Source organism: Streptomyces sp. NPDC020780, assembly GCF_044334475.1.
Taxonomy (GTDB): Bacteria; Actinomycetota; Actinomycetes; order Streptomycetales; family Streptomycetaceae; genus Streptomyces.
Window position 1 is genome coordinate 127,032 of the sequence record NZ_JBIRTB010000011.1, and the last position, 23,487, is coordinate 150,518.

16 protein-coding genes and 1 pseudogene are annotated in these 23,487 nt (G+C 69.6%); 11 read left to right on the plus strand and 6 right to left on the minus strand.

The genetic code is table 11. The features are described 5' to 3' along the window. Nucleotides 1-79: 79 nt before the first annotated feature. Complete coding sequence (locus ACH4VO_RS22375; protein WP_360992255.1) at nt 80-955, minus strand: NAD(P)-binding domain-containing protein; 876 nt, start codon at nt 953-955, stop codon at nt 80-82. 122 nt (nt 956-1,077) lie between these two features. On the opposite strand from ACH4VO_RS22375, the gene ACH4VO_RS22380 reads away from it, so the two are divergent. Further along, nucleotides 1,078-1,458, plus strand: a complete 381-nt coding sequence (locus tag ACH4VO_RS22380) for a helix-turn-helix domain-containing protein (protein ID WP_360992253.1) — start codon at nt 1,078-1,080, stop codon at nt 1,456-1,458. Nucleotides 1,459-1,598: 140 nt separating this feature from the next. On the opposite strand, the gene ACH4VO_RS22385 is transcribed toward ACH4VO_RS22380, so the two are convergent. Beyond that, entirely contained in the window at nt 1,599-1,886 is a 288-nt protein-coding gene (locus ACH4VO_RS22385; RefSeq protein ID WP_360992250.1) for a hypothetical protein, read from the minus strand. A 400-nt stretch (nt 1,887-2,286) separates the two neighbouring features. Continuing rightward, complete coding sequence (locus ACH4VO_RS22390; protein WP_360992247.1) at nt 2,287-2,871, minus strand: DinB family protein; 585 nt, start codon at nt 2,869-2,871, stop codon at nt 2,287-2,289. Between the two features lie 635 nt (nt 2,872-3,506). On the opposite strand from ACH4VO_RS22390, the gene ACH4VO_RS22395 reads away from it, so the two are divergent. After that, a complete protein-coding gene (locus tag ACH4VO_RS22395) occupies nt 3,507-6,806 on the plus strand; it encodes a DNRLRE domain-containing protein (RefSeq protein WP_360992244.1) in 3,300 nt (1,099 codons plus the stop codon). Between the two features lie 65 nt (nt 6,807-6,871). Here the strand turns inward: ACH4VO_RS22395 and ACH4VO_RS22400 are convergent, their stop codons facing one another. The 3 genes and pseudogenes from ACH4VO_RS22400 to ACH4VO_RS22410 all read right to left on the minus strand — a co-directional run. Beyond that, nucleotides 6,872-7,387 carry a hypothetical protein gene (locus ACH4VO_RS22400; RefSeq protein ID WP_360992242.1) on the minus strand — a complete coding sequence of 172 codons (516 nt, stop codon included), beginning with the start codon at nt 7,385-7,387 and terminating at the stop codon, nt 6,872-6,874. 393 nt (nt 7,388-7,780) lie between these two features. Continuing rightward, nucleotides 7,781-8,629, minus strand: coding sequence for a formate dehydrogenase accessory sulfurtransferase FdhD (fdhD, locus tag ACH4VO_RS22405; RefSeq protein ID WP_360992544.1), 849 nt, complete (start codon nt 8,627-8,629; stop codon nt 7,781-7,783). A 5-nt stretch (nt 8,630-8,634) separates the two neighbouring features. Further along, nucleotides 8,635-8,804: pseudogene (locus tag ACH4VO_RS22410) on the minus strand (Fe-S-binding domain-containing protein); the annotation flags it as partial. Nucleotides 8,805-9,059: 255 nt separating this feature from the next. Between ACH4VO_RS22410 and ACH4VO_RS22415 the strand changes: the two are divergent. The 9 genes from ACH4VO_RS22415 (at nt 9,060) to ACH4VO_RS22455 (ending at nt 23,334) form a co-directional block, all read left to right on the plus strand. Then, a complete protein-coding gene (locus ACH4VO_RS22415; protein WP_360992239.1) occupies nt 9,060-10,010 on the plus strand; it encodes a beta-ketoacyl-ACP synthase III in 951 nt (316 codons plus the stop codon). Between the two features lie 235 nt (nt 10,011-10,245). Then, nucleotides 10,246-11,427: an ROK family transcriptional regulator gene (locus ACH4VO_RS22420; RefSeq protein WP_360992237.1), complete on the plus strand. Its 1,182-nt coding sequence runs from the start codon at nt 10,246-10,248 to the stop codon at nt 11,425-11,427. 305 nt (nt 11,428-11,732) lie between these two features. After that, complete coding sequence (locus ACH4VO_RS22425) at nt 11,733-13,256, plus strand: sugar ABC transporter ATP-binding protein (RefSeq protein WP_360992234.1); 1,524 nt, start codon at nt 11,733-11,735, stop codon at nt 13,254-13,256. Next, a complete protein-coding gene (locus ACH4VO_RS22430) occupies nt 13,253-14,293 on the plus strand; it encodes an ABC transporter permease (protein WP_360992231.1) in 1,041 nt (346 codons plus the stop codon). The genes ACH4VO_RS22425 and ACH4VO_RS22430 overlap by 4 nt, the downstream gene beginning before the upstream one ends. A gap of 54 nt (nt 14,294-14,347) precedes the next feature. Beyond that, nucleotides 14,348-15,385: a substrate-binding domain-containing protein gene (locus ACH4VO_RS22435; RefSeq protein ID WP_360992229.1), complete on the plus strand. Its 1,038-nt coding sequence runs from the start codon at nt 14,348-14,350 to the stop codon at nt 15,383-15,385. Between the two features lie 47 nt (nt 15,386-15,432). After that, entirely contained in the window at nt 15,433-16,665 is a 1,233-nt protein-coding gene (locus tag ACH4VO_RS22440; protein WP_360992226.1) for a Gfo/Idh/MocA family oxidoreductase, read from the plus strand. A 12-nt stretch (nt 16,666-16,677) separates the two neighbouring features. Continuing rightward, nucleotides 16,678-17,682: a sugar phosphate isomerase/epimerase family protein gene (locus tag ACH4VO_RS22445; RefSeq protein ID WP_360992223.1), complete on the plus strand. Its 1,005-nt coding sequence runs from the start codon at nt 16,678-16,680 to the stop codon at nt 17,680-17,682. A gap of 732 nt (nt 17,683-18,414) precedes the next feature. After that, entirely contained in the window at nt 18,415-22,125 is a 3,711-nt protein-coding gene (locus ACH4VO_RS22450; RefSeq protein WP_360992220.1) for a ThuA domain-containing protein, read from the plus strand. Nucleotides 22,126-22,215: 90 nt separating this feature from the next. Beyond that, nucleotides 22,216-23,334 (plus strand): inositol-3-phosphate synthase, encoded by a 1,119-nt coding sequence (locus ACH4VO_RS22455; RefSeq protein WP_360992217.1) that lies wholly within the window; start codon nt 22,216-22,218, stop codon nt 23,332-23,334. Nucleotides 23,335-23,487 lie beyond the last annotated feature (153 nt).

Sequence of the window (23,487 nt, forward strand, 5' to 3'; positions counted from 1 at the left end):
AGGGCCCTTCGCTGGCCGATGACCGGTCAGGGAAGGGCCTTTGTGGTTCCGAGTGAGCCCACAGCGGGCCCGGATCGCGTCAGACCGGCTGTCTGATGCTCTCGATGATGCGGGAGAAGCCCTCCTCCCCGTGGCCCGCGTCGATCTGGCGTCGGATCAGACGTTGCACCATGGCGACCACCTCGGTGCTGACGCCCTGTGCGGCACTGGCGTCCAGCAGGTCCCCGAGGCTGGAGAACTCGAGGCTCTGCTGCCCTTCGACGGTGTAGTCCCCACCGTCGACGACGGCTGCCAGCCCGTCGAGGGCGCCGGTCATGGCGGTCAGCCACGGTGCGGCCATGGCGGCGAACTGGCGGGCCGTCATTCCTGCCGGTGCGACCATGGCGGCGCCGTGCATGAAGCCGGCGAACATGACGTACATGCCCGCGAGCAGGGCGAGGTCGTACAGGGAGGCCAGCCCGGGGTCCTCACCGAAGTAGGTCGCGGTTCCCCACAGTTCGAGCAGCGACCTGTGCTGGTCGAAGGCTTCGGCCGATCCGCTGTAGAGGACCGACGCCCCGGGAAGGCCGATCATCTGCGGGACGGCCATGATGCCGCCGTCCAGGTAGGTGATCCCGGCCCGTGCGGCCCAGTCGGCCATCTCCCGGGCCTGCGCCGGTGTCGTCGTGGTCACGTTGACCAGGGTGCGTCCGGTCAGTTCGCCGGTGAGCGGGTCGAGCACCTCGCGGACCGACGCGTGGTCCAGCAGGCACACGATCACCAGTTGGCCGGCCCGGACCGCGTCGCCGGCCGTGGCGGCGGCCTCGGCGCCCTGCGCGGCGAGGTCCTCGGCCTTCTCCGGTGACCGGTTCCAGACGGTCGTCCCGTGTCCCGCCTTGATCAGGGCGCCGGCGAGGGCGCTGCCCATCGCTCCCAGCCCGAGCACACTCACCTGGAAGCTGTTGTCGGTTGTCATTGTCCGGGGTTCCCCTCGTGTTCGTCGTACGGCTGAATCCTCCCCAGGGCCAGTAGAGTTGGCCAGTACGGACTAATTAGTCGGGTACTCACCCCCGGGTAAGTACCTCGGGGAGGGGACGGATGGCAGCATCAGCGCGACGTGGTCCCTACGTCTGCGGCATCGACGCGGCGATGGACGTGGTCGCCGGCAAGTGGAAGCCGCTGATCCTCTGGGAGTTGCACCACTACGGGACCCGCCGGTTCGCCCAGCTCCGGCGCGGTCTGCCGGGCGTCAGCGAGAAGATGTTGATCCAGCACTTGCGGGAGATGGAGGAGGACGGGCTCGTGCACCGGGAGGTGTACCCCGAGGTGCCTCCGAAGGTCGAGTACTCCCTGACGGAACACGGCGTATCACTCAACGCCGCCCTGGCGCCTTTGGGGGCGTGGGGCACCGCACGTGCGGGACGGATCGGGGCCGAGAAGGTCTCCGTCGACGAGGCTACGGCGGTGCGGCGACCGTAGCGGGCCGCTCGTGGACCGGGTGCCGTGCATGACCCGACGCGCACCCGCACGCGCGTCACGCGGGACGATCCAGCACCGTGCCTGCCGCGGAGGTGACGCCCCGGACGGTCCCCGTGCGCCTTCTGGGCCGACGGAAGGGCTCAGTTCAGACCGAGGTGGGCGGCCCACAACGCACCGGCGCGGTCGGCGGCGTCGGCGATCAGTGCCGCCAGTTCGGGTTGGTCGGGCACGGGGAACGAGACGTAGGCGCCCCGGCCGCCGGCGACCGGCCGGCCGTAGGCCTTCACGGCGAGGTGGCCGTCCGGGAGGAGCCGGACGTTGAGCGTGCTCAGCTCGAACGCCTCACCGCGTCGCGTGTCCGTCCAGCGGAGCGGCTGCGGGATCGTGACGTTGATCGCCAGCGCGCTCACTTCCAGGTCGCTGCTCATGGACGCATGCTCTCACGCGGATCGCCACCGGTGGCCCGCCGTCGCGAGAACGCGCACGAAGAGGCTGCGGTGTCCGGACGGCTTTGCCGACGTGGCACGGGTGGTCACGGTCTGCCAACTGCGGCACAGCGAGCGGCCCCGGCCGCAGGACCTCGCCGGCGGCCGGTCGCCCTTCGTCCGCGGTGAGGGACGGAGCGACGGCCGCATCGGCCTCGGCCTCTCGTGACGGCCCGCTGCGCCGACTGCGGCATGAGCCGTCCCACCACCTTGCGGTCGAGCCGCGAACGACGGCAGTAACGGAGCAGCCAGCCCCCAGCGCTCATCGGGGACCAGATGCTTCGACAGGTCAGGACCCACGGTCCGGCACCATGGCGAACATCAGATCGCTCGGCGCAGCCTTCTATGCTTCGACTGATGCGGCTGACCTGGCAGCCCGCTCGATCCTCGCGTGATAGGCGGCGCGGGCTGCCTCATCGATCTGCACCTCATGTTCAGGGCGCAACCCGGTACGGCCGTCGACGCCTTCGCGCAGGATATCGGCGTGCCCGGCATGCCGGTTGGTCTCACCGAGGACGTGGACCATGACGGCGAACAGGTTCGTGTGGGAATAGGGCTCCGTCCACCACGGCACGTGGCCGGGGGCATCGAGGGGAAGCTCGTTGATCGTCGCGTCCGAGTGTTCCCACGCGCGCCGGTAGGAGCCGACGATCTGATCGCGCGTCTCGTCCTCGGTCGCCCACAGGTCGCTGCCGTCATGGTCCTGCCACCGGGGCAACGGTTCCGGAGAAGGACGGTCGAAGACCTCGCCGAAGTACCGTGCCTCGACGCCGGCCACGTGTTTGACCAGGCCGAGGAGGTTGGTCCCCGACGCCGTCAAAGGTCGGCGAACGTCGTACTCGGGTAGACCCTCGAGTTTCCAGAGCAGTGCCTTGCGGTCCCGCCGCAGTCTCCCGTGCAGGTTGTCCTTGGCGAATTGATCGATCATGCGCCACGAGCCTGCCATGGGCTGCTCGTGGTCTCAAGACTCCTTACGTGGTCCCAACGACTGGCATAGCCGAGGACGGCTACGGCCGCCACCCTGAGCAATTACAAGAAGCCTGCGAAACGTGCCACGGGTGACGACCTCTTGGGCTTATACCGCGTCACACACCCTGCGGCAAGGGAGAGTTAGCGCCACTTTCAGGTCGCCTCCGCCATGAGGTGCATTCTCTCCACAGCTCCGCTTTGCCGCTCAGGGCGAGGAATGCCCCCTATCGGACATCTCGATCTCCCCCTCACGTCACGTGAGGCCACAGGCCAAGCAGGGCCCGGATTCTTCCCTCCGCACGTGTCCTCATCCGTGCTTGTGAGGCCGAAGGATTCGACGTGATCTACCTGACGTTTGATCACGTGCGTCCCGACATGCCATGCGCGCCTATCTCTCGTTTAGTTGACTGATGCACATGTCCTGAAAGTAACTTCAGGGGCATTGCGTTTCCTGTCAGGGTCCTCCTGTTCGTGCGACTCCGCACGGACGTTTGAGTTGAACCATGAGGAAGGGCACTGCACTTCGTGTCGCCATCCATACGATCCACCCCAGCAAGACGCACAAGGGGCAGACGAGTTGCGGCAGCAGCCGCGTTGCTGCTGATCGCCGAGGCGGGGATCGCCATCACGGGCCAGGCAGCTGCGGCTTCTGGCCCTGACCGCAGCACGTCTGCGGAAGCCGTCCAGACTTACCAGGCTGACGCTCGCAAGGCCGACGCTCGCAAGGCCGACGCCAAGAAGGCAGCTCGCCACCCCAAGGGCTCGAAGGAGTGGGCGAGACTCGAGGCGCGGAAGACCGGCAAGAAGGTCGTCGCCTCTGACGAGACGACGGCCACCTCGTACACCGTGGCCAACCCCGACGGCACTCTTACCACCGAGCTGACCTCCGGACCCGAGAGGGTGTGGCGGGCCGGTGCGTGGCGCAAGGTCGATGCCACGCTGACCAGGGCCGGTGACGGCACGGTGAAGGCGAAGGAGCATCCCAACGGGCTGCGCCTGGCCGGCAAGGGCGGCACCACGCCGCGGTCGCAGGCCGCCGCCCGTGACGCCGCCCCCCGTGATCTCGTCACGCTGGGCAGTGGTGAGCAGGCTGTGACGCTGCAGTGGAAGGGTGGTCTTCCTGCGCCGGAGCTGGACGGCACCACTGCTCGCTACCCGGAGGCCGTACCGGGCGCCGACGTCATCGTCGAGGCGACGCGGACCGGCTTTGAGCAGTACGTCGAGATCAACGAAAGGCCCTCCGGCGCCTATTCGTACACTCTGCCGGTCAAGGCCAAGGGGCTGAAGGCCAAGGCGGACAAGGACGGTTCGGTGACCTTCACCGACGCCGAGACCGGTGAGCGGCGCGCGACGATGCCCGCCCCCGTCATGTGGGACGCCTCGGTGGACAAGCGGTCAGGCGAGCACACCCGCCGGTCCCGCGTCGCCATGAAGGTCGTCAACAAGGGAACCGGCCGCATCGACCTGGTCGTCACGCCCAGCGCGGAGTTCCTCGCCAGCCCCAAGACCCGGTACCCGGTCACGGTTGACCCCTCGACCTCCGCCCTGGCGTCCACCTTCGACACCTACGTGCAGCGCGGTGAAACAGTCGACTGGTCGGCCGACACCGAACTCGACTTCGGTAACCCCGGCACCACCAACGCCGACGGCACCACCCGCGTGGCCCGGTCCTTCGTCCACTGGAACACCACGCCGATCCAGGACGCATTGATCATCGATACGAACCTGGCGCTGTGGAACTTTCATTCGGGCAACATCGACTGCGCCGCCCAGGCATGGACCGTATGGGACACCACCGCGGCGTCGACCTCGTCCCGCTGGACGAACCAGCCCACCTGGAACCAGCAGTACCACTCCTCGACCCAGACCCGCGGCAACCCGGACTGTACCGCCACACAGCCCGACGGCTGGATCAACGCAGACGTCGACACCCTCGTGCAGACCTGGGCCTCCGCGAAGGCGACCCGCGGCTACATGGGTCTGCGCGCGGAGACGGACGACACCCGTGCCTGGAAGCGCGTCAACTCCGGCAACGCGACCGCGAACCAGCCGAAGCTGACCGTGACCTACAACTACCGTCCCTCCGACGGAACAGCGCAGCAAGCTGGTCCGCCCTTCAAGACCTACAACGGTGTGTGGGCCGTCAGCACCCTCACACCCACGCTGAGGGACCAGTTCACCGACGCGGACGGCGACAAGGTCAGTGGTAGCTTCCAGGTCTACGACGCGGAAACCAACACGCCGATCACGACTCCGGCCGGGGACGGCGTGCTTGTGTCCGACTTCGTCACACCCGGCGAGTGGGCCACCGTGACGGTCCCCGAGGGGCAGCTCGCCGACGGCAAGATGTACAAGTTCCGCACCAACGCCTACGACGGCACCCACTACAACCTGGGATGGTCCCCGTGGCGGACGTTCGTCGTGGAGACCGCCGCCGCCGGCGTCCCCACCAGTCTTCAGCCGGGCGACACCTACACGATCAACGATCCTGCGCTGATCGCCGACCCCGCTCCGGTTGAGCAAGTCCTGAACAGGGACGGGAATCTGGACGCGCTCGGCATCAAGCCGCGTACCGGTCCGTCCGCTGAGCAGCCTGCCGCAGCCACGTCCGGTACCTCCGACAGTGCCGCGGGCGGTACGGCACAGGGGCCGACCGTCGGGACGATGGCTGCCTGGGAGCGCACCTACACCGTTCCCAGTCAGCGCTTCACTCGCGGCCGCAAGCCCGAGAACAACGGCCAGGATCCCTATGAGTACATCGCCGACGTCGACGAGTGCCATAACGCCGACGACTCGGACAACGCATCGGGGTGGATCAAGAACAGGTTCTCGTACTGCCAGGAGACTCTGACGGTCATGCCGGCGATCAGGTGCGGCCTCTGGCCCCCCGGCTGCTACCTCCAGGGCGCCTTCATCTCGACCAACACCCTCATCGGGCGAGGACAGATCGGCGGTCTGGGTGACAGCACGCTGACCCGGTTCGCCGAATTCGATTTCAATGTGGATGTTTTCCTCTCCAGCGGAGACTTCAACAAGGCAGGCGCCAAGTTGGAAGCGAAACTGGAGTGCGAGGGAGACTGGGACATCGGGGTACCGGGCAGCCCCACGGCGGAGGACGCCTGCCAGCCTGGCGTGTACACCGGCCGCAGTGACTCGCCCAGCCAGTGGAAGTACAACGGTGACACGAAGTTCGACCTCTGGTCGCTGGCGCCCAGGCTGCCCGACGTCGCCAACGGCGATCAGATAGCCACGGGTCTGTTCACTCCGGTCCTCAGGTTCACGATCCCGGGGTACTCCCAGGTCATTCCTTCCGAGGGTGAGCAGGGGGAGGTTCGCTTCGACAGCGCCGCCTACAACGTGCGGGCGAAGGTGGGTTCCGTCTTCCCCGACGCGACGCCTGCCCTGCGCTACGACCGCAGCGACACGTCCGATCCGAGTGCTCCCGTGGAGCCGTACATCGGAGTCGCCGCTGTCGCCGACCACATCGGCGACGCTCTGGACGACCCGAGCAGCACTTATCCGACGAAGAGCGACAAGAAGCTGCCCGGCGGGAGTGCCCTGAATCCGATGCACCGCCTCGTGCCCGGGTTCGGGTTGAACGAGCAGGCGCGCTACGACGCCAACCGCTCCGTGGTCTCCTCCACCTGCAACAACGCCGCCGTTCCGGGCCGGCCCACGGCGGGAGAGCGACGCGACTGCGACGAGTTCCCCTTCGCCTCCAGCTATCAGGGGGCCGCGCGCTACCAGTACGAGGGAGACGCATACCGCGACGATTTCTCCGTCCGCTACATCGACTCAGACGAGAATCAAGAGGCCGGGCGGCGTCTCGGCGCCTGGTACGACAACGACCGGATTCTCAGTCATGACCCGTTCATAGTCGTCATCGGCGACTGACCGGACCTCCGGTCTCGAATGGTCGTCATGCGGGGCCGCTCCATCGGAGCGTCCCCGCATTTCCCTTACTCTTTCACGATGTCTTCACCGGCCGTGATGCGCCAGATTTGGACGAGGCAGTACTGATCCGCGTCGTTCAGTTTCTCCTCGTGTCTCAGGGGTATGGGCAGGGGCTCGCGAATTTCCGCCAGTGGAGAGGTGAAAGCACCGCCTGCAGGATTGAATATCCATTGCCATCGCATCCGATACAAGCCGGACGAGGGCAGGATCAGGGGGGTTTCCTTCTGCCCGCCGTCGATGGTTTCCAAGGCGAGGTCACCGCCGGGAAGCTCCACCTCCACCTCCTCCGTACCGGACCACTCCTCCTCGTCCGGCAGAGGGACAGTTGACCAACTCTCCAACCGCACGCACGCCCGGATAACCTGGGGCGGCACCTGTAGATACACCATGCCAGGGGCAGATAGGAGCCATTGTGAGCGATCCGCATGGGGTGCGTACGTATCGACACTGGTGTCGACCAGACCGAAGATGCGGTAGCTTGGGGAAACCGTGGTTTCGTAGAAATCCAGCAGCCTGCTCATCGTTACCTCACACGTGATTCGTTGAGTCGCGAGCAGCATAATGCCCGGCGCCTGCCGACCTGGTCGAGGACTTCGAAAGGCCCACGGAGCCATTCGTCGCCGCTCAGCCCGTGTGGAGTGCGGGACCAGCCGGTGGGGTGCCGGCTGGTCGTGGGTGCCCGCAGTCAGACGCCGCTTCCCATGGCGTGATCGCTCGTTGAGCCGTGCAAACGGACTTGGTGAAGTGGTTGGTGCCGGACGCGTTGGGTCGGCGGCACGGCCACTCCGCCGGGCAGCGCTCGGCACCTGTCCGGCGGACCGGGCCCCGGTACGTCGCGCCGCGACGTGACCCGGCCGGCGCAGGGAACGCTCCCCGCCTGACGGCCCGCCGGCCCGTGCAGCGGGCGGAACGCTTCAGCCCCGGCCCGCCTGCGCCTCCAGGGCGATGCGGTGGTCACCCGCGTACACGTTCATGGACGGACCCCGCAGGAAGCCCACGAGGGTCAGTCCGCTCTCGGCCGCGAGGTCCACGGCCAGCGACGACGGTGCGGAGACAGCGGCGAGCATCGGAATGCCGGCCATCACCGCTTTCTGCGCCAGTTCGAACGAGGCGCGCCCCGACACCAGCAGGATCGCCCGGGAGAGGGGCAGCCGGTCGTCCGTCAGGGCCCGGCCGACCAGCTTGTCCACCGCGTTGTGGCGGCCGACGTCCTCCCGGATGTCGAGCAACTCGCCCTCCGCCGAGAAGAGCGCCGCCGCGTGCAGGCCCCCGGTCCGGTCGAACACGCGCTGTGACGCGCGCAGCCGGTCGGGCAAGGTGGCGAGCAGGGCGGGCGTCACCCGGACCGGGGGAGTGTCGCTGACCGGATGACGGGTCGTGGTGCGGACGGCGTCCAGGCTGGCCTTGCCGCACAGCCCGCAGGAGGACGTGGTGTAGACGTTGCGTTCGAGGGTGATGTCGGGGACCACGACGCCCGGTGCGAGTTTCACGTCCACGACGTTGTAGGTGTTGACCCCGTCCGCCGTCGCCCCGGCGCAGTACACGATCGACTGCACCTCGGAGGCCGCACCGATCACGCCCTCGCTCACCAGGAAGCCCGCCGCCAGCGCGAAGTCGTCGCCCGGGGTGCGCATGGTGATGGCGAGCGGCCTGCCGTTCAGCCGGATCTCCAGGGGCTCCTCGGCGACGAGGGTGTCGGGGCGGGTGGTGACGGCCCCGTCCCGGATGCGGATGGTGCGGCGACGCTCGGTGACCCGTCCCATAGCCGTCAATCCCGATTCTGTACGTGGTGGAAGCCGAAACGGCCCTTGATACAGAGATTGCCATGGGTCACCGGTGGTCATGGGGCGAGGTGGCCTTGACGGTCCCGTCGTCCTGCACGTGGAGGGTGACGTCGCACCCGGCGCCGGAGGAGGCGCAGACGTGTGACGTCCTCGTCCATCGGGGTGAGAGAGCCGAGCGAGCGTGGCACGTCGACGGTATTGCCCGCACGATGCCCGGAATCGGGTCGAGGGTGGTGACGGTGAGTGTGCTGCCGTGTCGTTCTGAGACGTCCCGGCGGAAGTTCCCGGAGGGCTGTCCCGGACGCTCCAAGCCTGGGGCCGGATTCCTGTCGGGTTACGTGCCTCTGTACCGAGCGGTAGCAACCAAGACTGGTGAACTCCTGCCATACGTAGCGAGGGGAACCCGTACATGACCGGCTCACGTGTCGTGGCGCTCGGCCACTACCAGCCCGCCAAGGTCCTCACCAACCACGACGTTGCGGCCATGGTCGACACCAGTGACGAGTGGATCACCAGTCGTGTCGGCATCAGGACCCGGCATCTGGGAGGCCCCGACGAGCCGGTCGACGAACTGGCGGCACACGCGGCGGCCAAGGCCCTCGCAACGGCCGGCCTGCTGCCCGCCGACATCGATCTGGTCCTCGTCGCCACGTCCACCGCGATCGACCGCTCGCCGAGCATGTCGGCCCGGGTCGCCGCACGCCTGGGCATGCGCTCACCCGCCGTGATGGACATCAACGTCGTCTGCTCCGGGTTCACCCACGCGCTGGCCACCGCGGACCACGCGATCCGGGCGGGTGCGGCGACCCGTGCCCTGGTCATCGGGGCCGACAAGATGGGCGACATCGTCGACTGGACCGACCGCTCCACCTGCGTCCTCATGGGGGACGGAGCCGGTGCCGCCGTCGTCACCGCCGAGCCGGACTCGGGGGACCGGCCCGGGATCGGCCCCGTGCTGTGGGGCTCGGTGCCCGAGATGGGCAACGCCGTACGGATCGAGGGCACGCCCCCGCTGTTCGCGCAGGAGGGGCAGTCCGTCTACCGCTGGGCCACCACGCAGCTGCCGTCGATCGCCCGGACGGTCTGCGAGCGTGCCGGTCTCACGCCCGAGGATCTCGCGGCCGTCGTCCTGCACCAGGCCAATCTGCGGATCATCGAACCCGTCGCCAGGAAGATCGGAGCGGTCAACGCGGTCATCGCCAAGGACGTGGTGGACTCCGGCAACACCTCGGCCGCGTCGATCCCCATGGCGCTGTCCAAACTGATCGAGCGGGGTGAGGTGGAGAGCGGTGCTCCGGCCCTGCTCTTCGGCTTCGGCGGGAACCTCTCCTACGCCGGACAGGTCATCCGCTGCCCCTGAGTGCGGTTCGGGCGGCTGCTCTCGCTGTGCCCCCTCCCGGAGGCCGGGGCGCGAGCCCCGGCCTTTCGCGTGCCCGGGCCCTGGGACGGCCGCCGGGGCGCACCTTTGTCCTGAGTGTGGAGAAAGTTGGACCGGATTCCTGCGCAACTTCTTCCCACTCGGGTAAACCGCTGCTACGTTCCCCTCGAAAGCCCGACGGACTGGCCGATGTGGCGGGGAGGGACGCGTGAGACGCATGACGGCACGACCCGCGAACACGCACCAGGCGCGACTGCTGAGGTTGTTGCGCGACGACGGGCCCAACTCCCGTGCGCAGCTCGGTGACCAGATCGACCTCTCGCGGTCCAAGCTCGCCGTCGAGGTGGACCGTCTCCTGGAGACCGGACTCGTCGTGGCCGACGGCCTCGCCGCCTCCCGCGGCGGACGCCGGTCGCACAACATCCGGCTCGCACCCGAACTGCGCTTCCTCGGCGTCGACATCGGCGCCACCTCCGTCGATGTGGCCGTCACCAACGCCGAGTTGGAGGTTCTCGGACACCTCAACCACCCCATGGACGTACGCGAGGGGCCCGTCGCCATCTTCGAACAGGTGCTGGCCATGGCGGCCAAGCTCCGGGCCTCCGGGCTCGCCGAGGGGTTCGACGGCGCCGGCATCGGCGTACCGGGACCGGTCCGCTTCCCCGAAGGCGTCCCGGTCGCACCACCGATCATGCCCGGCTGGGACGGTTTCCCGGTCCGGGAGGCGCTCAGCCAGGAACTCGGCTGTCCCGTCATGGTCGACAACGACGTGAACCTGATGGCGATGGGGGAGCAGCACGCGGGCGTCGCCCGTTCCGTGGGCGACTTCCTCTGCGTCAAGATCGGCACCGGTATCGGCTGCGGCATCGTCGTCGGCGGCGAGGTCTACCGCGGGACGACGGGAAGCGCGGGCGACATCGGTCACATCCAGGTGGAACCCGACGGGCGCCCCTGCGCCTGCGGCAACCGGGGCTGCCTGGAAGCCCACTTCAGCGGCGCGTCCCTCGCCCGTGACGCCGAGGACGCGGCCCGCGCCGGCCTGTCACCGGAGCTCGGGGCCCGGCTGGAGACGGCCGGCAAGCTCACGGCCGTCGACGTGGCGGCCGCCGCGGCGGCGGGTGATGCCACCGCGCTCGACCTCATCCGCGAGGGCGGCAACCGGGTCGGCCAGGTCATCGCGGGACTCGTCAGCTTCTTCAACCCGGGCCTCGTCGTGATCGGCGGCGGGGTGACCGGGCTCGGCCACAACCTGCTGGCCAGCATCCGCACCCAGGTCTACCGGCAGTCCCTGCCGCTGGCCACGGGAAACCTCCCCATCGTCCTCGGTGAGCTGGGGCCCGTCGCCGGAGTGACCGGCGCGGCCAGGCTCATCAGCGACCACCTGTTCTCGCCGGCCTGACGTCCGGGCCGGCACGCGCTCTCCGCAGCCTTCCCCTAGCAGCCCTGTCCAGAGCCCCACCCGCAGCAGTCTCCGTAAGCCGTCCTCGCCCCGCAGCAGCCTCTACCGAGCACCGCCTCCGCAGTAGCAGTCTCCGTAAGCAGCCCGTACCGAGCACCGCACCACCCGCACCCCCGCACAGCCCACCAGCAGTTCCGTCAGCAGTACGGCACCGCCGGCACTGCGCCCTGCCCGCTCACCGGCCCTCCCCGCATTCTCGGCTCCGCCCGAGCAAGGGGAGACCCCATTCGCCGAGGGGATTCGTCATGGCACCAGAACCACCCCTGCTCACGATGTCCGGCATCACCAAATCGTTCCCCGGTGTGCGCGCCCTCGACGGCGTGGACCTGGAGGTGCAGGCCGGCGAAGTCCACTGCCTCCTCGGTCAGAACGGCGCCGGCAAGTCCACCCTCATCAAGGTGCTGGCCGGGGCCCACCAGCCCGACGGCGGCACCATCACCTGGCGCGGCAGACCCGTCCAGCTCTCCTCGCCCATCACCGCGATGCGGATGGGCATCGCCACCATCTACCAGGAACTCGACCTGGTCGAGAACCTGTCCGTGGCTGAGAACATCTTCCTCGGCCACGAATTCACCACCGCCGGCTTCGTCGTCCGCACCGGCGTGGCCGAGATCGGGGCCTCCGCTCTCCTCGCACGCCTCGGCCACCCGGAGATCGATCCCGGACGCGCGGTCGGTGACCTCTCGGCGGCACAGCAGCAGATCGTCTCCATGGCGCGGGCCCTCTCGCTCGAGGTGGAGCTCATCGTGATGGACGAACCGTCCGCCGCGCTGGACCCCGACGAGGTGGCCAACCTCTTCCGGACCGTCGAGGGCCTCGCCGCCGAAGGCGTGTCCGTCATCTACATCTCGCACCGGCTGGAGGAGATCCGCCGCATCGGCGACCGGGTGACCGTCCTCAAGGACGGCCGTGCCGTCGCGGTCGGGCTCCCCGCCGAGTCCACCCCCACCCGGGACATCGTCGCCCTGATGACCGGCCGCACCGTCGAGCACGTCTTCCCCCCGCGGCCCGCGTCCGGCCTACCCGACACCGCGGACCCCGTACTCACCGTCGAAGGCCTCTCCCGTAAGGGGGAGTTCGAGCCTTTCGACCTGGAGTTGAGGCCCGGAGAGATCGTCGGCCTCGCCGGCCTCGTCGGCTCGGGGCGCTCCGAGATCCTGGAGACGGTCTTCGGGGCCCGCAAGCCGAGTACGGGCCGTGTGACCGTCGCCGGCACACCGCTGCGCCCCGGCAGCGTCCGGGCCGCCATCGCCGCGGGGATCGGTCTCGCGCCGGAGGAACGCAAGGCGCAGGCCCTCCTGCTGACCGAGTCGGTCACCCGCAACGTCTCCGTCTCCTCGCTCTCCCGCTTCGCCCGCGCCGGCTGGGTCGACCGGGGAGCCGAGCGCAAGGCGGCCAGGGCCGCCACCCGCGAACTCTCGCTGCGGCCCGACAACCCGGACGCCGCCGTCCGCACCCTGTCCGGCGGCAACCAGCAGAAGGCGGTCCTGGCCCGCTGGCTGCTGCGCGGCTGCCGGGTCCTGCTGCTCGACGAACCCACCCGCGGTGTCGACATCGGCGCACGCGCCGAGCTCTACGCCGTGATCCGCCGGCTGGCCGACGAAGGCCTCGCCGTTCTGCTCGTCTCCAGCGAAGTGCCCGAAGTGCTGGGCCTCGCCGACCGGGTGCTGGTGCTCCGCGAAGGCCGGGTCGTGCACACGGCCGACGCCCGGGAGCTCGACGAGCACCGCGTACTCGACCTCGTCATGGAAGGGAGCCCGACGTCATGACACAGCCCGCACCGTCGGCGCAGCACCACGGGCCGGACCTGACCAAACCGGCCGCCCCGCCCTCGAGACAGGGCGGCGGCCCGCGCACACTCGGTCTGCGTGCCGACGTCCGCAACCTGTCACTGCTCGGCGTCCTCGCCGTCCTCGTCGCCGTCGGCGGCTTCACCGAACCGGACGCCTTCCTGGACACCGGGAACCTCCAGCTGATCCTGACGCAGGCCTCCGTCATCGGGGTCGTCACCGTCGGCATGACCTTCGTCATCACCAGCGGCGGCATCGACCTCTCCGTCGGCGCGATGGTGGCCCTCGCCTCCGTCTGGGCGACCACCCTCGCCACCCAGGAGTACGGCTTCGCGGGCATCCTGTTCACCGCCGTGGTCGTGGGACTGGCCGCCGGCCTGGTCAACGGGCTGCTCATCGCGTACGGCGGCATGGTCCCGTTCATCGCCACCCTCGCGATGCTCGCCTCCGCCCGCGGGCTCGCCCTGCAGATCACCGACGGCAAGACGCAGATCGTGACGGTCCAGTCCGTCCTCGATCTGGGCCTGCCGGACGCCTACGTCCTCGGCATCCCGCCGCTCGTCCTCGTCTTCGCCGCGGTCACCGTCGCGGGCTGGCTGATCCTGAACCGGACGACCTTCGGACGCCGTACGGTCGCGGTCGGCGGCAACGCCGAAGCGGCCCGGCTCGCCGGCATCGACGTACGCCGCCAGCGGCTCTACCTCTACCTGCTCTCCGGCCTGTGCTGCGGCATCGCCGCCTTCATGCTGATCATCCTGTCCGGGTCGGGCCAGAACACCAACGGCAACCTGTACGAACTCGACGCGATCGCCGCCGCGATCATCGGCGGCACGCTCCTGAGCGGGGGCCGCGGAACGATCGTCGGCTCCGTACTCGGTGTCCTGGTCTTCACCACGATCACCAACATCTTCGCGCTCAACAATCTGCAGAGCGATGTCCAGCAGATCGCCAAGGGCGCGATCATCGTCGCCGCCGTCCTGGTCCAGCGCCGCACCTCGCGCCACGGCGAGACCTGAGCCGCTTCCCCCGCCGTTCCTTGTCCCACGCACCGGATGAAGGGTTTGACAGCCATGCCAGAAACCAGCCGCAGAGGACTGCTCTTCGGCACCGCGGCCGTCTCCGCGGGAGCCTTCCTCACCGCCTGCACCAGCAACGAGCCCAAGGAGAAGGCGACCGCCGCGAACAACCAGCCCGCCGCCGACGACAAGCCCGGCACCCCCGTCACCATCGGATTCGCCGGACCGCAGGCCGACCACGGCTGGCTCAACGCGATCAACGTGAACGCCAAGTCGCGGGCGGAGAAGTACTCCGAGGTGACCCTGGAGATCACCGAGGGTTCCAATGACACCGCCGCCCAGATCGGCCAGGTCAAGACCCTCATCAACAAGAAGGTCGACGTCCTCGTCGTCCTGCCCGCCGACGGCAAGGCACTCACCCAGGTGGGCCTGGAGGCCATGAAGGCGGGCATCCCCGTCGTCAACCTGGACCGCGTCTTCGCCTCCCCGCAGGCGTACCGCTGCTGGGTCGGCGGTGACAACTACGGCATGGGGCTCAACGCGGGTCACTACATCGGCGAGCAGCTCAAGGGGAAGGCCGGAGCCAAGGTCGTCGAGCTCGCGGGCATCGACAACCTCGAACTCACCAAGCAGCGCAGCCAGGGCTTCGCCGACGCGCTGAAGAACTACCCCAACGTGAAGCTGGTGGCCCGTCAGGCCGCCGACTTCACCGTCGAGTCCGGTCAGGCCAAGATGGCCCAGCTCCTCCAGGCCCAGAAGCAGTTCGACGCCCTGTGGAACCACGACGACGACCAGGGCGTGGGCGCCCTGCGCGCCATCCAGCAGGCGGGCCGGGACGAGTTCATCATGGTCGGCGGCGCCGGGGCGAAGTCCGCGATGGACGCCATCAAGGCCGACAACAGCGTCCTGAAGGCCACCGTGCTGTACCCGCCGACGATGGCCGCGTCCGCCATCGACCTGGCCCGCGCCCTCGGTCAGAGCAAGGGCATCGCCGGCCTCTCCGAGATGGAGATCCCGACGTCCCTGACCCTGTACTCCGCCGTGGTCACCAAGGAGAACGTGGACCAGTACCTGCCGACGGGCTTCAGCTGATCCCGCCCCACCGCCGCCACCGAACCACCGACGAGGAGGAAGCCCGCATGGCCCGTAGGGAAGAGACGGAGCAGGAGACCGAGGCACCGCCGCCGGCAGGGGGGCCGACGACGGCACTCGGCGTCGGCATGGTCGGATACGCGTTCATGGGAGCCGCCCACTCACAGGGCTGGCGGACCGCGGGACACGTCTTCGACCTGCCGGTGAGACCCGCTCTCGCCGCGATCTGCGGACGCGACCGTACGGCCGTCGAAGCCGCCGCCGCCCGGCACGGCTGGGCTGCGGCGGAGACCGACTGGCGCGCCCTGATCGCCCGGGACGACGTGCAGCTGGTCGACATCTGCACCCCCGGCGACAGCCATGCGGAGATCGCCATCGCCGCGCTGGAGGCGGGCAAGCACGTGCTGTGCGAGAAGCCGCTCGCCAACACGGTCGCCGAGGCGGAGGCCATGGCCGCTGCGGCCGAGCGGGCGGCGGCCCGCGGCCAGGTGGCGATCGTGGGCTTCAACTACCGCAAGGTGCCCGCCATCACATACGCCCGCTCCCTGATCGCGGAGGGCCGGCTGGGCCCTCTGCGGCACGTACGGGCCACCTACCTCCAGGACTGGCTGGTCGATCCCGAGTCGCCGCTCACCTGGCGGCTGGAACGCGAGCACGCCGGTTCCGGAGCGCTGGGGGACCTCGGGGCGCACATCGTCGACCTCGCCCAGTACCTCGCCGGGGAGCTGCTGGTCGGCGTGTCGGCGGTGAGCGAGACCTTCGTACGGGAACGGCCCGTGCTCGCCGGCACCACGGCCGGGCTCACGGGCGCCGCCGACGGCGCCGCGCGGGGCGCGGTCACCGTCGACGACGCGGCGCTGTTCACCGGGCGGCTGGCCTCCGGCGCGCTGGCCTCGTTCGAGGCGACCCGGATGGCGGCCGGCCGCAAGAACGCCCTGCGGCTGGAGATCAACGGAGAGCGGGGCTCGCTCGCCTTCGACCTGGAGCGGCTCAACGAACTCTCCTTCCACGACCACACGGAGCCCGCGGCCTCCGCCGGCTTCCGCCGGATCCTGGTCACCGAACCCGAGCACCCCTACCTGGAGGCGTGGTGGCCGCCGGGCCACGGGCTGGGCTACGAGCACACCTTCGTACACCAGGCCCGCGACGTGGTGCGCACGATCGCCGAAGGGACGGCGCCCGTACCCTCGTTCGCCGACGGCCTCCAGGTGCAGCGGGTGCTCGCCGCCGTCGAGGAGAGCGCCGCCAAGAACTCCGTACTCACCCCGGTCCCTCTCTAGGAGGTCGTGCGCATGCCCCGCCCCTTCACCCTCTTCACCGGCCAGTGGGCCGACCTGCCCCTGGAGGAGGTCTGCCGGCACGCCCGGGACTTCGGCTACGACGGTCTCGAACTCGCCTGCTGGGGAGACCACTTCGAGGTCGACAAGGCGCTGGCCGACCCCGGTTACCTGGACGGGCGGCGGCAGCTGCTCGACAGGTACGGCCTGAAGTGCTTCGCCGTCTCCAACCACCTGGTGGGCCAGGCCGTCTGCGACAACCCGATCGACGAACGCCACCAGGGCATCCTGCCCGCCCGGATCTGGGGGGACGGGGAACCCGAAGGCGTGCGCCGGCGGGCCGCCGAGGAGATCAAGAACACCGCCCGCGCGGCGGCCGCGTTCGGCGTGGACACCGTCATCGGTTTCACCGGCTCCTCGATCTGGCACCTGGTCGCCATGTTCCCGCCGGTCCCCCCGCACATGATCGAGCGTGGGTACGAGGACTTCGCGGAGCGGTGGAACCCGATCCTGGACGTCTTCGACGCGGAGGGGGTGCGCTTCGCGCACGAGGTGCACCCCAGCGAGATCGCGTACGACTACTGGACCACTCACCGGGCCCTGGAGGCCGTGGACCACCGCCCCGCGTTCGGGCTGAACTTCGACCCGAGCCACTTCGTGTGGCAGGACCTCGACCCGGTCGGTTTCCTGTACGACTTCCGGGACCGGATCTACCACGTGGACTGCAAGGAGGCCCGTAAGCGCCTCGACGGCCGCAACGGGCGTCTCGGCTCCCACCTGCCGTGGGGCGACCCCCGGCGGGGCTGGGACTTCGTCTCGGCCGGGCACGGAGACGTGCCGTGGGAGGACGTGTTCCGGATGCTCCGGTCGATCGGGTACCAGGGGCCGGTCTCGGTGGAGTGGGAGGACGCGGGCATGGACCGGTTGACGGGGGCGCCGGAGGCGCTGGCCTCGCTCAAGCGGTTCGATTTCGACCCGCCGAGCGCGTCGTTCGACGCGGCGTTCGGGGGCGGGGAGTAGACCGGGGACGGAGCCCCCGGGCCCCCTTCCGGGGGCTCCGCCCCCGTCGCCCCCGCGCCTCAATCGCCGGCGGGGCTGGTTTTCGGGGCTCTGCCCCGGACCCCGCGCCTCAATCGCCGGCGGGGCTTGATGTGGCTCGGTGAGCCGGGATGTGGTCCGCGAGGCCGGATGTGGTGGCGCGAGCTGGGAGTGGTTTGCGGGGCCGGATGGGGTTGCGCGAGCTGGGAGTGGTTTGCGGGGCCGGATGGGGTTGCGCGAGCTGGGAGTGGTCCGCGAGGCCGGATGTGGTGGCGCGAGCCGGATGTGGTGGCGCTGGCCCGTATCTGGTTGCGCCAGCTGCATGTGGTGGCGCGGGGCCGGATGCGGTGGTGCGAGCTGCATGGTGCCCCGCCGGCCTGGATGCGGCGCGGGGAGCTGTACGGGTCCCGCGCGTCGTCTGCGGCTCCGGGAGTCCGGTCGGGGGCGTTGCCCCGTCCGCAGCCCGTGGGGCGGTCCCGCGGGCCGGTTCGGCGTGCCCCGGACCGGCTTTGTCCAGCAGCAGGGAAAAGGTCAACGTACAACCCGCACAAGGGCTTTCCGTCTCGGACGAACCCCGCTACGGTCCCCCTACGTGTACAGAAGATGACTCGCGTCACCAGGGGCTCACCGGCCCCCGGTGGCGAGCGCGGCAGTCCCCGCGCCGAACGGCAGAACGCACCAGCCCGAACAACCGGCACCTTCCGGAGGACGCACGTGCACAGAAGCAGCAGACGGCTCCGCGCCCGAAAAGCACTCGCACTTCTCACCGGCGGACTGCTCGCAGCCGCCACCCTCACCCTCGGTTCCTCGCCCGCCACCGCGGCCGACGCCCCGGTCTCGCCGGCCGCACAGGACACGGCCGCCGAGGACTTCCAGCAGGTGACCCTGGCCAAGGGCGCCGCCGAGACCGGCGAACCCATGTCGCTGGCCGTGCTTCCCGACCGCAGCGTGCTGCACACCTCGCGCAGCGGCGAGCTGCGAATAACCGACAGCGCCGGCAACACCCGGATCTCCGGCACCCTCCCCGTCTACTCGCACGACGAGGAAGGCCTCCAAGGCGTCGGGATCGACCCCGACTTCGCGGAGAACCGGGCGATCTACCTCTACTACGCGCCCCCGCTGGACACTCCGGCCGGCGACGCCCCCGAGAACGGCACCGCCGCCGACTTCGCCAAGTTCGACGGCGTGAACCGCCTCTCCCGCTTCGTGCTCAAGGCCGACGGCACCCTCGACAACGCCAGCGAGAAGAAGATCCTCGACGTACCGACCTCGCGCGGCATCTGCTGCCACGTCGGCGGCGACATCGACTTCGACGCCGAGGGCAACCTCTACCTGTCGACGGGCGACGACACCAACCCCTTCGCCTCCGACGGCTATTCGCCCCTCGACGACCGGCCCGACCGCAACCCGGCCTTCGACGCCCGCCGCACCTCCGGCAACACCAACGACCTCCGCGGCAAGATCCTCCGCATCAAGGTCGCCGACGACGGCTCGTACACCGTCCCGGACGGCAACCTCTTCGCGCCGGGCACCGACAAGACCCGCCCCGAGATCTACGCGATGGGCTTCCGCAACCCCTTCCGCTTCAGCGTCGACAAGGCCACCGGCATCCTGTACGTCGGTGACTACGGCCCCGACGCGGGCGCCGCCGACCCGAACCGCGGACCCGCCGGACAGGTCGAGTTCGCCCGGGTGACGAAGCCCGGCAACTTCGGCTGGCCCTTCTGCACCGGCGACAACGACGCCTACCGGGACTACGACTTCGCGACGAAGACGTCCGGGCCTGCCTTCGACTGCGCGGCGCCGAAGAACGACTCGCCGCACAACACCGGCCTGGCCGACCTGCCGCCCGCGCAGCCCGCCTGGATCCCGTACGACGGCGGCTCCGTCCCCGAGTTCGGTACCGGCTCCGAGTCCCCGATGGGCGGACCCGTCTACCACTACGACGCCGGCCTCGACTCGCCCGTCAAGTTCCCCGAGGCGTACGACGGGGACTTCTTCGCCGGTGAGTTCGGACGGCAGTGGATCAAGCGCGTCGAGCAGGACGGCGACGGCACCGTCCAGTCGATCAGCGACATCCCGTGGTCGGGCACCCAGATCATGGACATGGCGTTCGGACCCGACGGGGCGCTGTACGTCCTGGACTACGGGCTCTCCTGGTTCGGCGGTGACGAGCACTCGGCGCTCTACCGCATCGAGAACGCCACCGGCGGCCGCTCACCCGTCGCCGAGGCCACCTCGAACAAGACGTCCGGCGTGGCCCCGCTCCGGGTGAACTTCTCCTCGGCCGGCACCACCGACGGCGACGGTGACGCCCTGACGTACGCGTGGGACTTCGGCGACGGGGGGAAGTCCACGGCCGCCAACCCCTCCTACACGTACAAGAAGAACGGCACCTACACGGCCACGGTGACCGCCAAGGACCCGACGGGACGCACCGGATCGGCCAGTGTGCACGTGACCGTCGGCAACACCGCTCCCGTCGTCACCATGCAGTTCCCCTCCGACGGCCAGATGTTCGAGTTCGGTGACGAGGTGCCCTTCAAAGTGACCGTCACCGACCCGGAGGACGGCACCGTCGACTGCTCCAAGGTCGAGGTCAAGTTCACCCTGGGCCACGACAGCCACGGGCACGACATCACCACCGAGCACGGCTGCGAAGGCACCGTCAAGACCCGGATGGAAGGCGGGCACGACCCGAACGCCAACATCTACGGCGGTATCTCCGCCTCGTACACCGACGGCGGTGGCGGCGGCCAGGCCGCGCTGACCGGCCGTGACCAGGCGAAGCTCCAGCCGCGCCACCGGCAGGCCGAGCACTACGACACCTCCTCGGGCATCACCACGCCGAGCAAGACGAGCGCGCACGGCGGCCGGACCGTCGGTGACATCCACAACGGAGACTGGATCTCCTTCACCCCGTACATCCTCAGCGGCAGCACCAAGCTCACCGCCCGTACCTCCTCCGCCGGCGCGGGAGGTTTCCTGGAGGTGCGCACCGGATCTCCCACCGGCACGATCCTCGGCTCGGCACCCATCCCGGTGACCGGCAGCTGGGACACCTTCCAGGACATCGACGTACCGCTGCGCGGCGTCCCGAAGAAGGCGACCCAGCTCTACCTGGTCTTCAAGGGCGGCGACGGAGCGCTCTACGACGTGGACGACTTCACCCTCTCCAACAGCCCGGTCGACAGGACCGCCAAGCGCGTCCTGGTCTTCTCCAAGACCGGTGGCTTCCGGCACGACTCGATCCCGGCCGGCATCACCGCGCTGAAGGAGCTGGGCAAGGACAGCAACATCACCGTCGACTCCACCGAGGAGGCCGGCCAGTTCACCACCAGCAACCTGGCACGCTACGACGCCGTCGTCTTCCTCTCCACGACCGGTGACGTCCTCAACGCCGACCAGCAGAAGGCGTTCGAGAACTACGTGGCCACCGGAGGCGGCTACATGGGCGTCCACGCCGCCGCCGACACCGAGTACGACTGGGAGTTCTACGGCGGACTCGTCGGCGCCTACTTCGCCTCGCACCCGCAGATCCAGCCCGCGACCGTCCGGGTGGAGAACCACGACCACCCCGCGACCGCGCACCTGGGCGAGGCCTGGGACCGCACCGACGAGTGGTACAACTACCGCACCAACCCCCGAGACAAGGCCCAGGTGCTGGCCACGCTCGACGAGACCAGCTACACCGGCGGCACCATGAAGGGCGACCACCCGATCTCCTGGTGCCAGGCCTACCAGGGCGGCCGCTCCTTCTACACCGGACTCGGCCACACCAAGGAGTCGTACACCGAACCGGCCATGCGCCAGCACCTGCTGGGCGGGCTGCGCTACGCGGCCGGCCAGGTGGCGGCCGACTGCAAGCCCGACACCGGCTACCGCTCGCTCTTCAACGGCAAGACGCTCGACGGCTGGAAGCAGGCCGGCCCCGGAAAGTTCGACGTCGTCGACGGCGAACTGCGCTCCGTGGGCGGCATGGGCCTGCTGACCTACCAGGCCAAGGAGCTGAAGTCCTACTCGCTGAAGCTGGACTGGAAGATGGCGGGTGACGACAACTCCGGTGTCTTCGTCGGCTTCCCGGCGTCCGACGACCCGTGGTCCGCGGTGAACAACGGCTACGAGGTCCAGATCGACGCCACGGACGCGCCGGACCGCACCACCGGAGCGGTCTACACCTTCAAGTCGGCCGACATCAAGGCCCGCGACCAGGTCCTGCGGCCGCCCGGCCAGTGGAACAGCTACGAGATCAAGGTCCAGGGCGAACGTCTCCAGGTCTTCCTCAACGGAGTGAAGATCAACGACTTCACCAACACCGATCCGGTCCGCAGCCTCAAGGACGGCTACATCGGCCTGCAGAACCACGGGGCCGACGACCAGGTGTCCTTCCGCAACATCCAGCTGAAGGAGCTGCCCTCGACGTAGGGCGGCCGCCTCTGCCGGCGGTGGGCGGGGCAGTGTCCCTGCCCCGCCCACCGTCCTCCACTCCGTTCCCATCCCCCAGGGAGGCAGTCCGTGACCGCACAGGCCGTTCGTACCGGAGTCTGGTTCATCGGAGCACGCGGCTCCGTCGCCACCACCGCCACCGCGGGGTGCGCAGCCATCGCTGCGGGCCTCCACCCGGCGACCGGCATGGCCACCGAGACACCGGCCTTCGCCGACAGCGGGCTGCCACCCCTGACCTCCCTCGTCTTCGGCGGCCACGACACCCTCGACTGCCCACTGCCCAAGCGGGCCGAGGCGCTCGCGGCCGGCGGAGTCCTCCCGCACGGGCTGCCCTCCGCCGCCGGCGCCGAACTCGCCGCCGCCGACGCGGAGATACGCACCGGCGGACCCCTGCCCGGAGACACCCGTACCGACGAGGAGCTCATCACCGCGTTCGCGGCCGACCTCGACGACTTCGCGCGACGCCACGCACTGGTCCGGACCGTCGTCGTCAACGTCGCCTCGACCGAGCCCGCCCCCGGCGACGACGAGACCCGCCTGCCCGCCAGCTCCCTCTACGCGGCGGCGGCACTCCGCGCCGGCTGCCCGTACGTCAACTTCACCCCGTCCACGGGGCTGCACAGCCCCCGCCTCCAGGACGCCGCCCGCTCCGGCGGACTTCCCCACGCCGGACGCGACGGCAAGACCGGCCAGACGCTGCTCCGTTCCGTGCTCGCCCCGATGTTCGTCCAGCGAGCCCTGCCCGTACGGGCCTGGTCGGGCACCAACCTGCTGGGCGGCGGCGACGGGGCGGCGCTCGCCGACCCGGCCGCGGCCGCCGCCAAGAACGCCGGCAAGGCACGGGTGCTCGCCGACACGCTGGGCACCGCCCCGGAGGGTGAGGTCCACATCGACGACGTACCGGCGATGGGGGACTGGAAGACCGCCTGGGACCACGTCGCCTTCGACGGCTTCCTCGGCTCGCGCATGATCCTCCAGACCATCTGGCAGGGCTGCGACTCCGCCCTGGCCGCCCCCCTCGTCCTGGACCTCGCCCGGCTGCTGGCCCGCGCCCACGCCATCGGTCTGGCCGGGCCGCGCCCCGAACTCGGCTTCTACTTCAAGGACCCGGACGGTGGGCCGGCCGGGCTGTCCGAGCAGTACGCGGCCCTTCTCGGCTTCGCCGAGCGGCTGCGGGACGGCCGGTGAACCCGCTGCGCCTGCTCGGCCATGGTGCGAAGGCCCCGTCGGCCCCGCGGCGTCTGGCACGCGTACTCGCCGCGTTGACGGGATCATCCAGAGACGCCCGGTATCGGGACGACCCTCCGTCGTGCGATTGCACGCACCGGACGTCGCCGAACG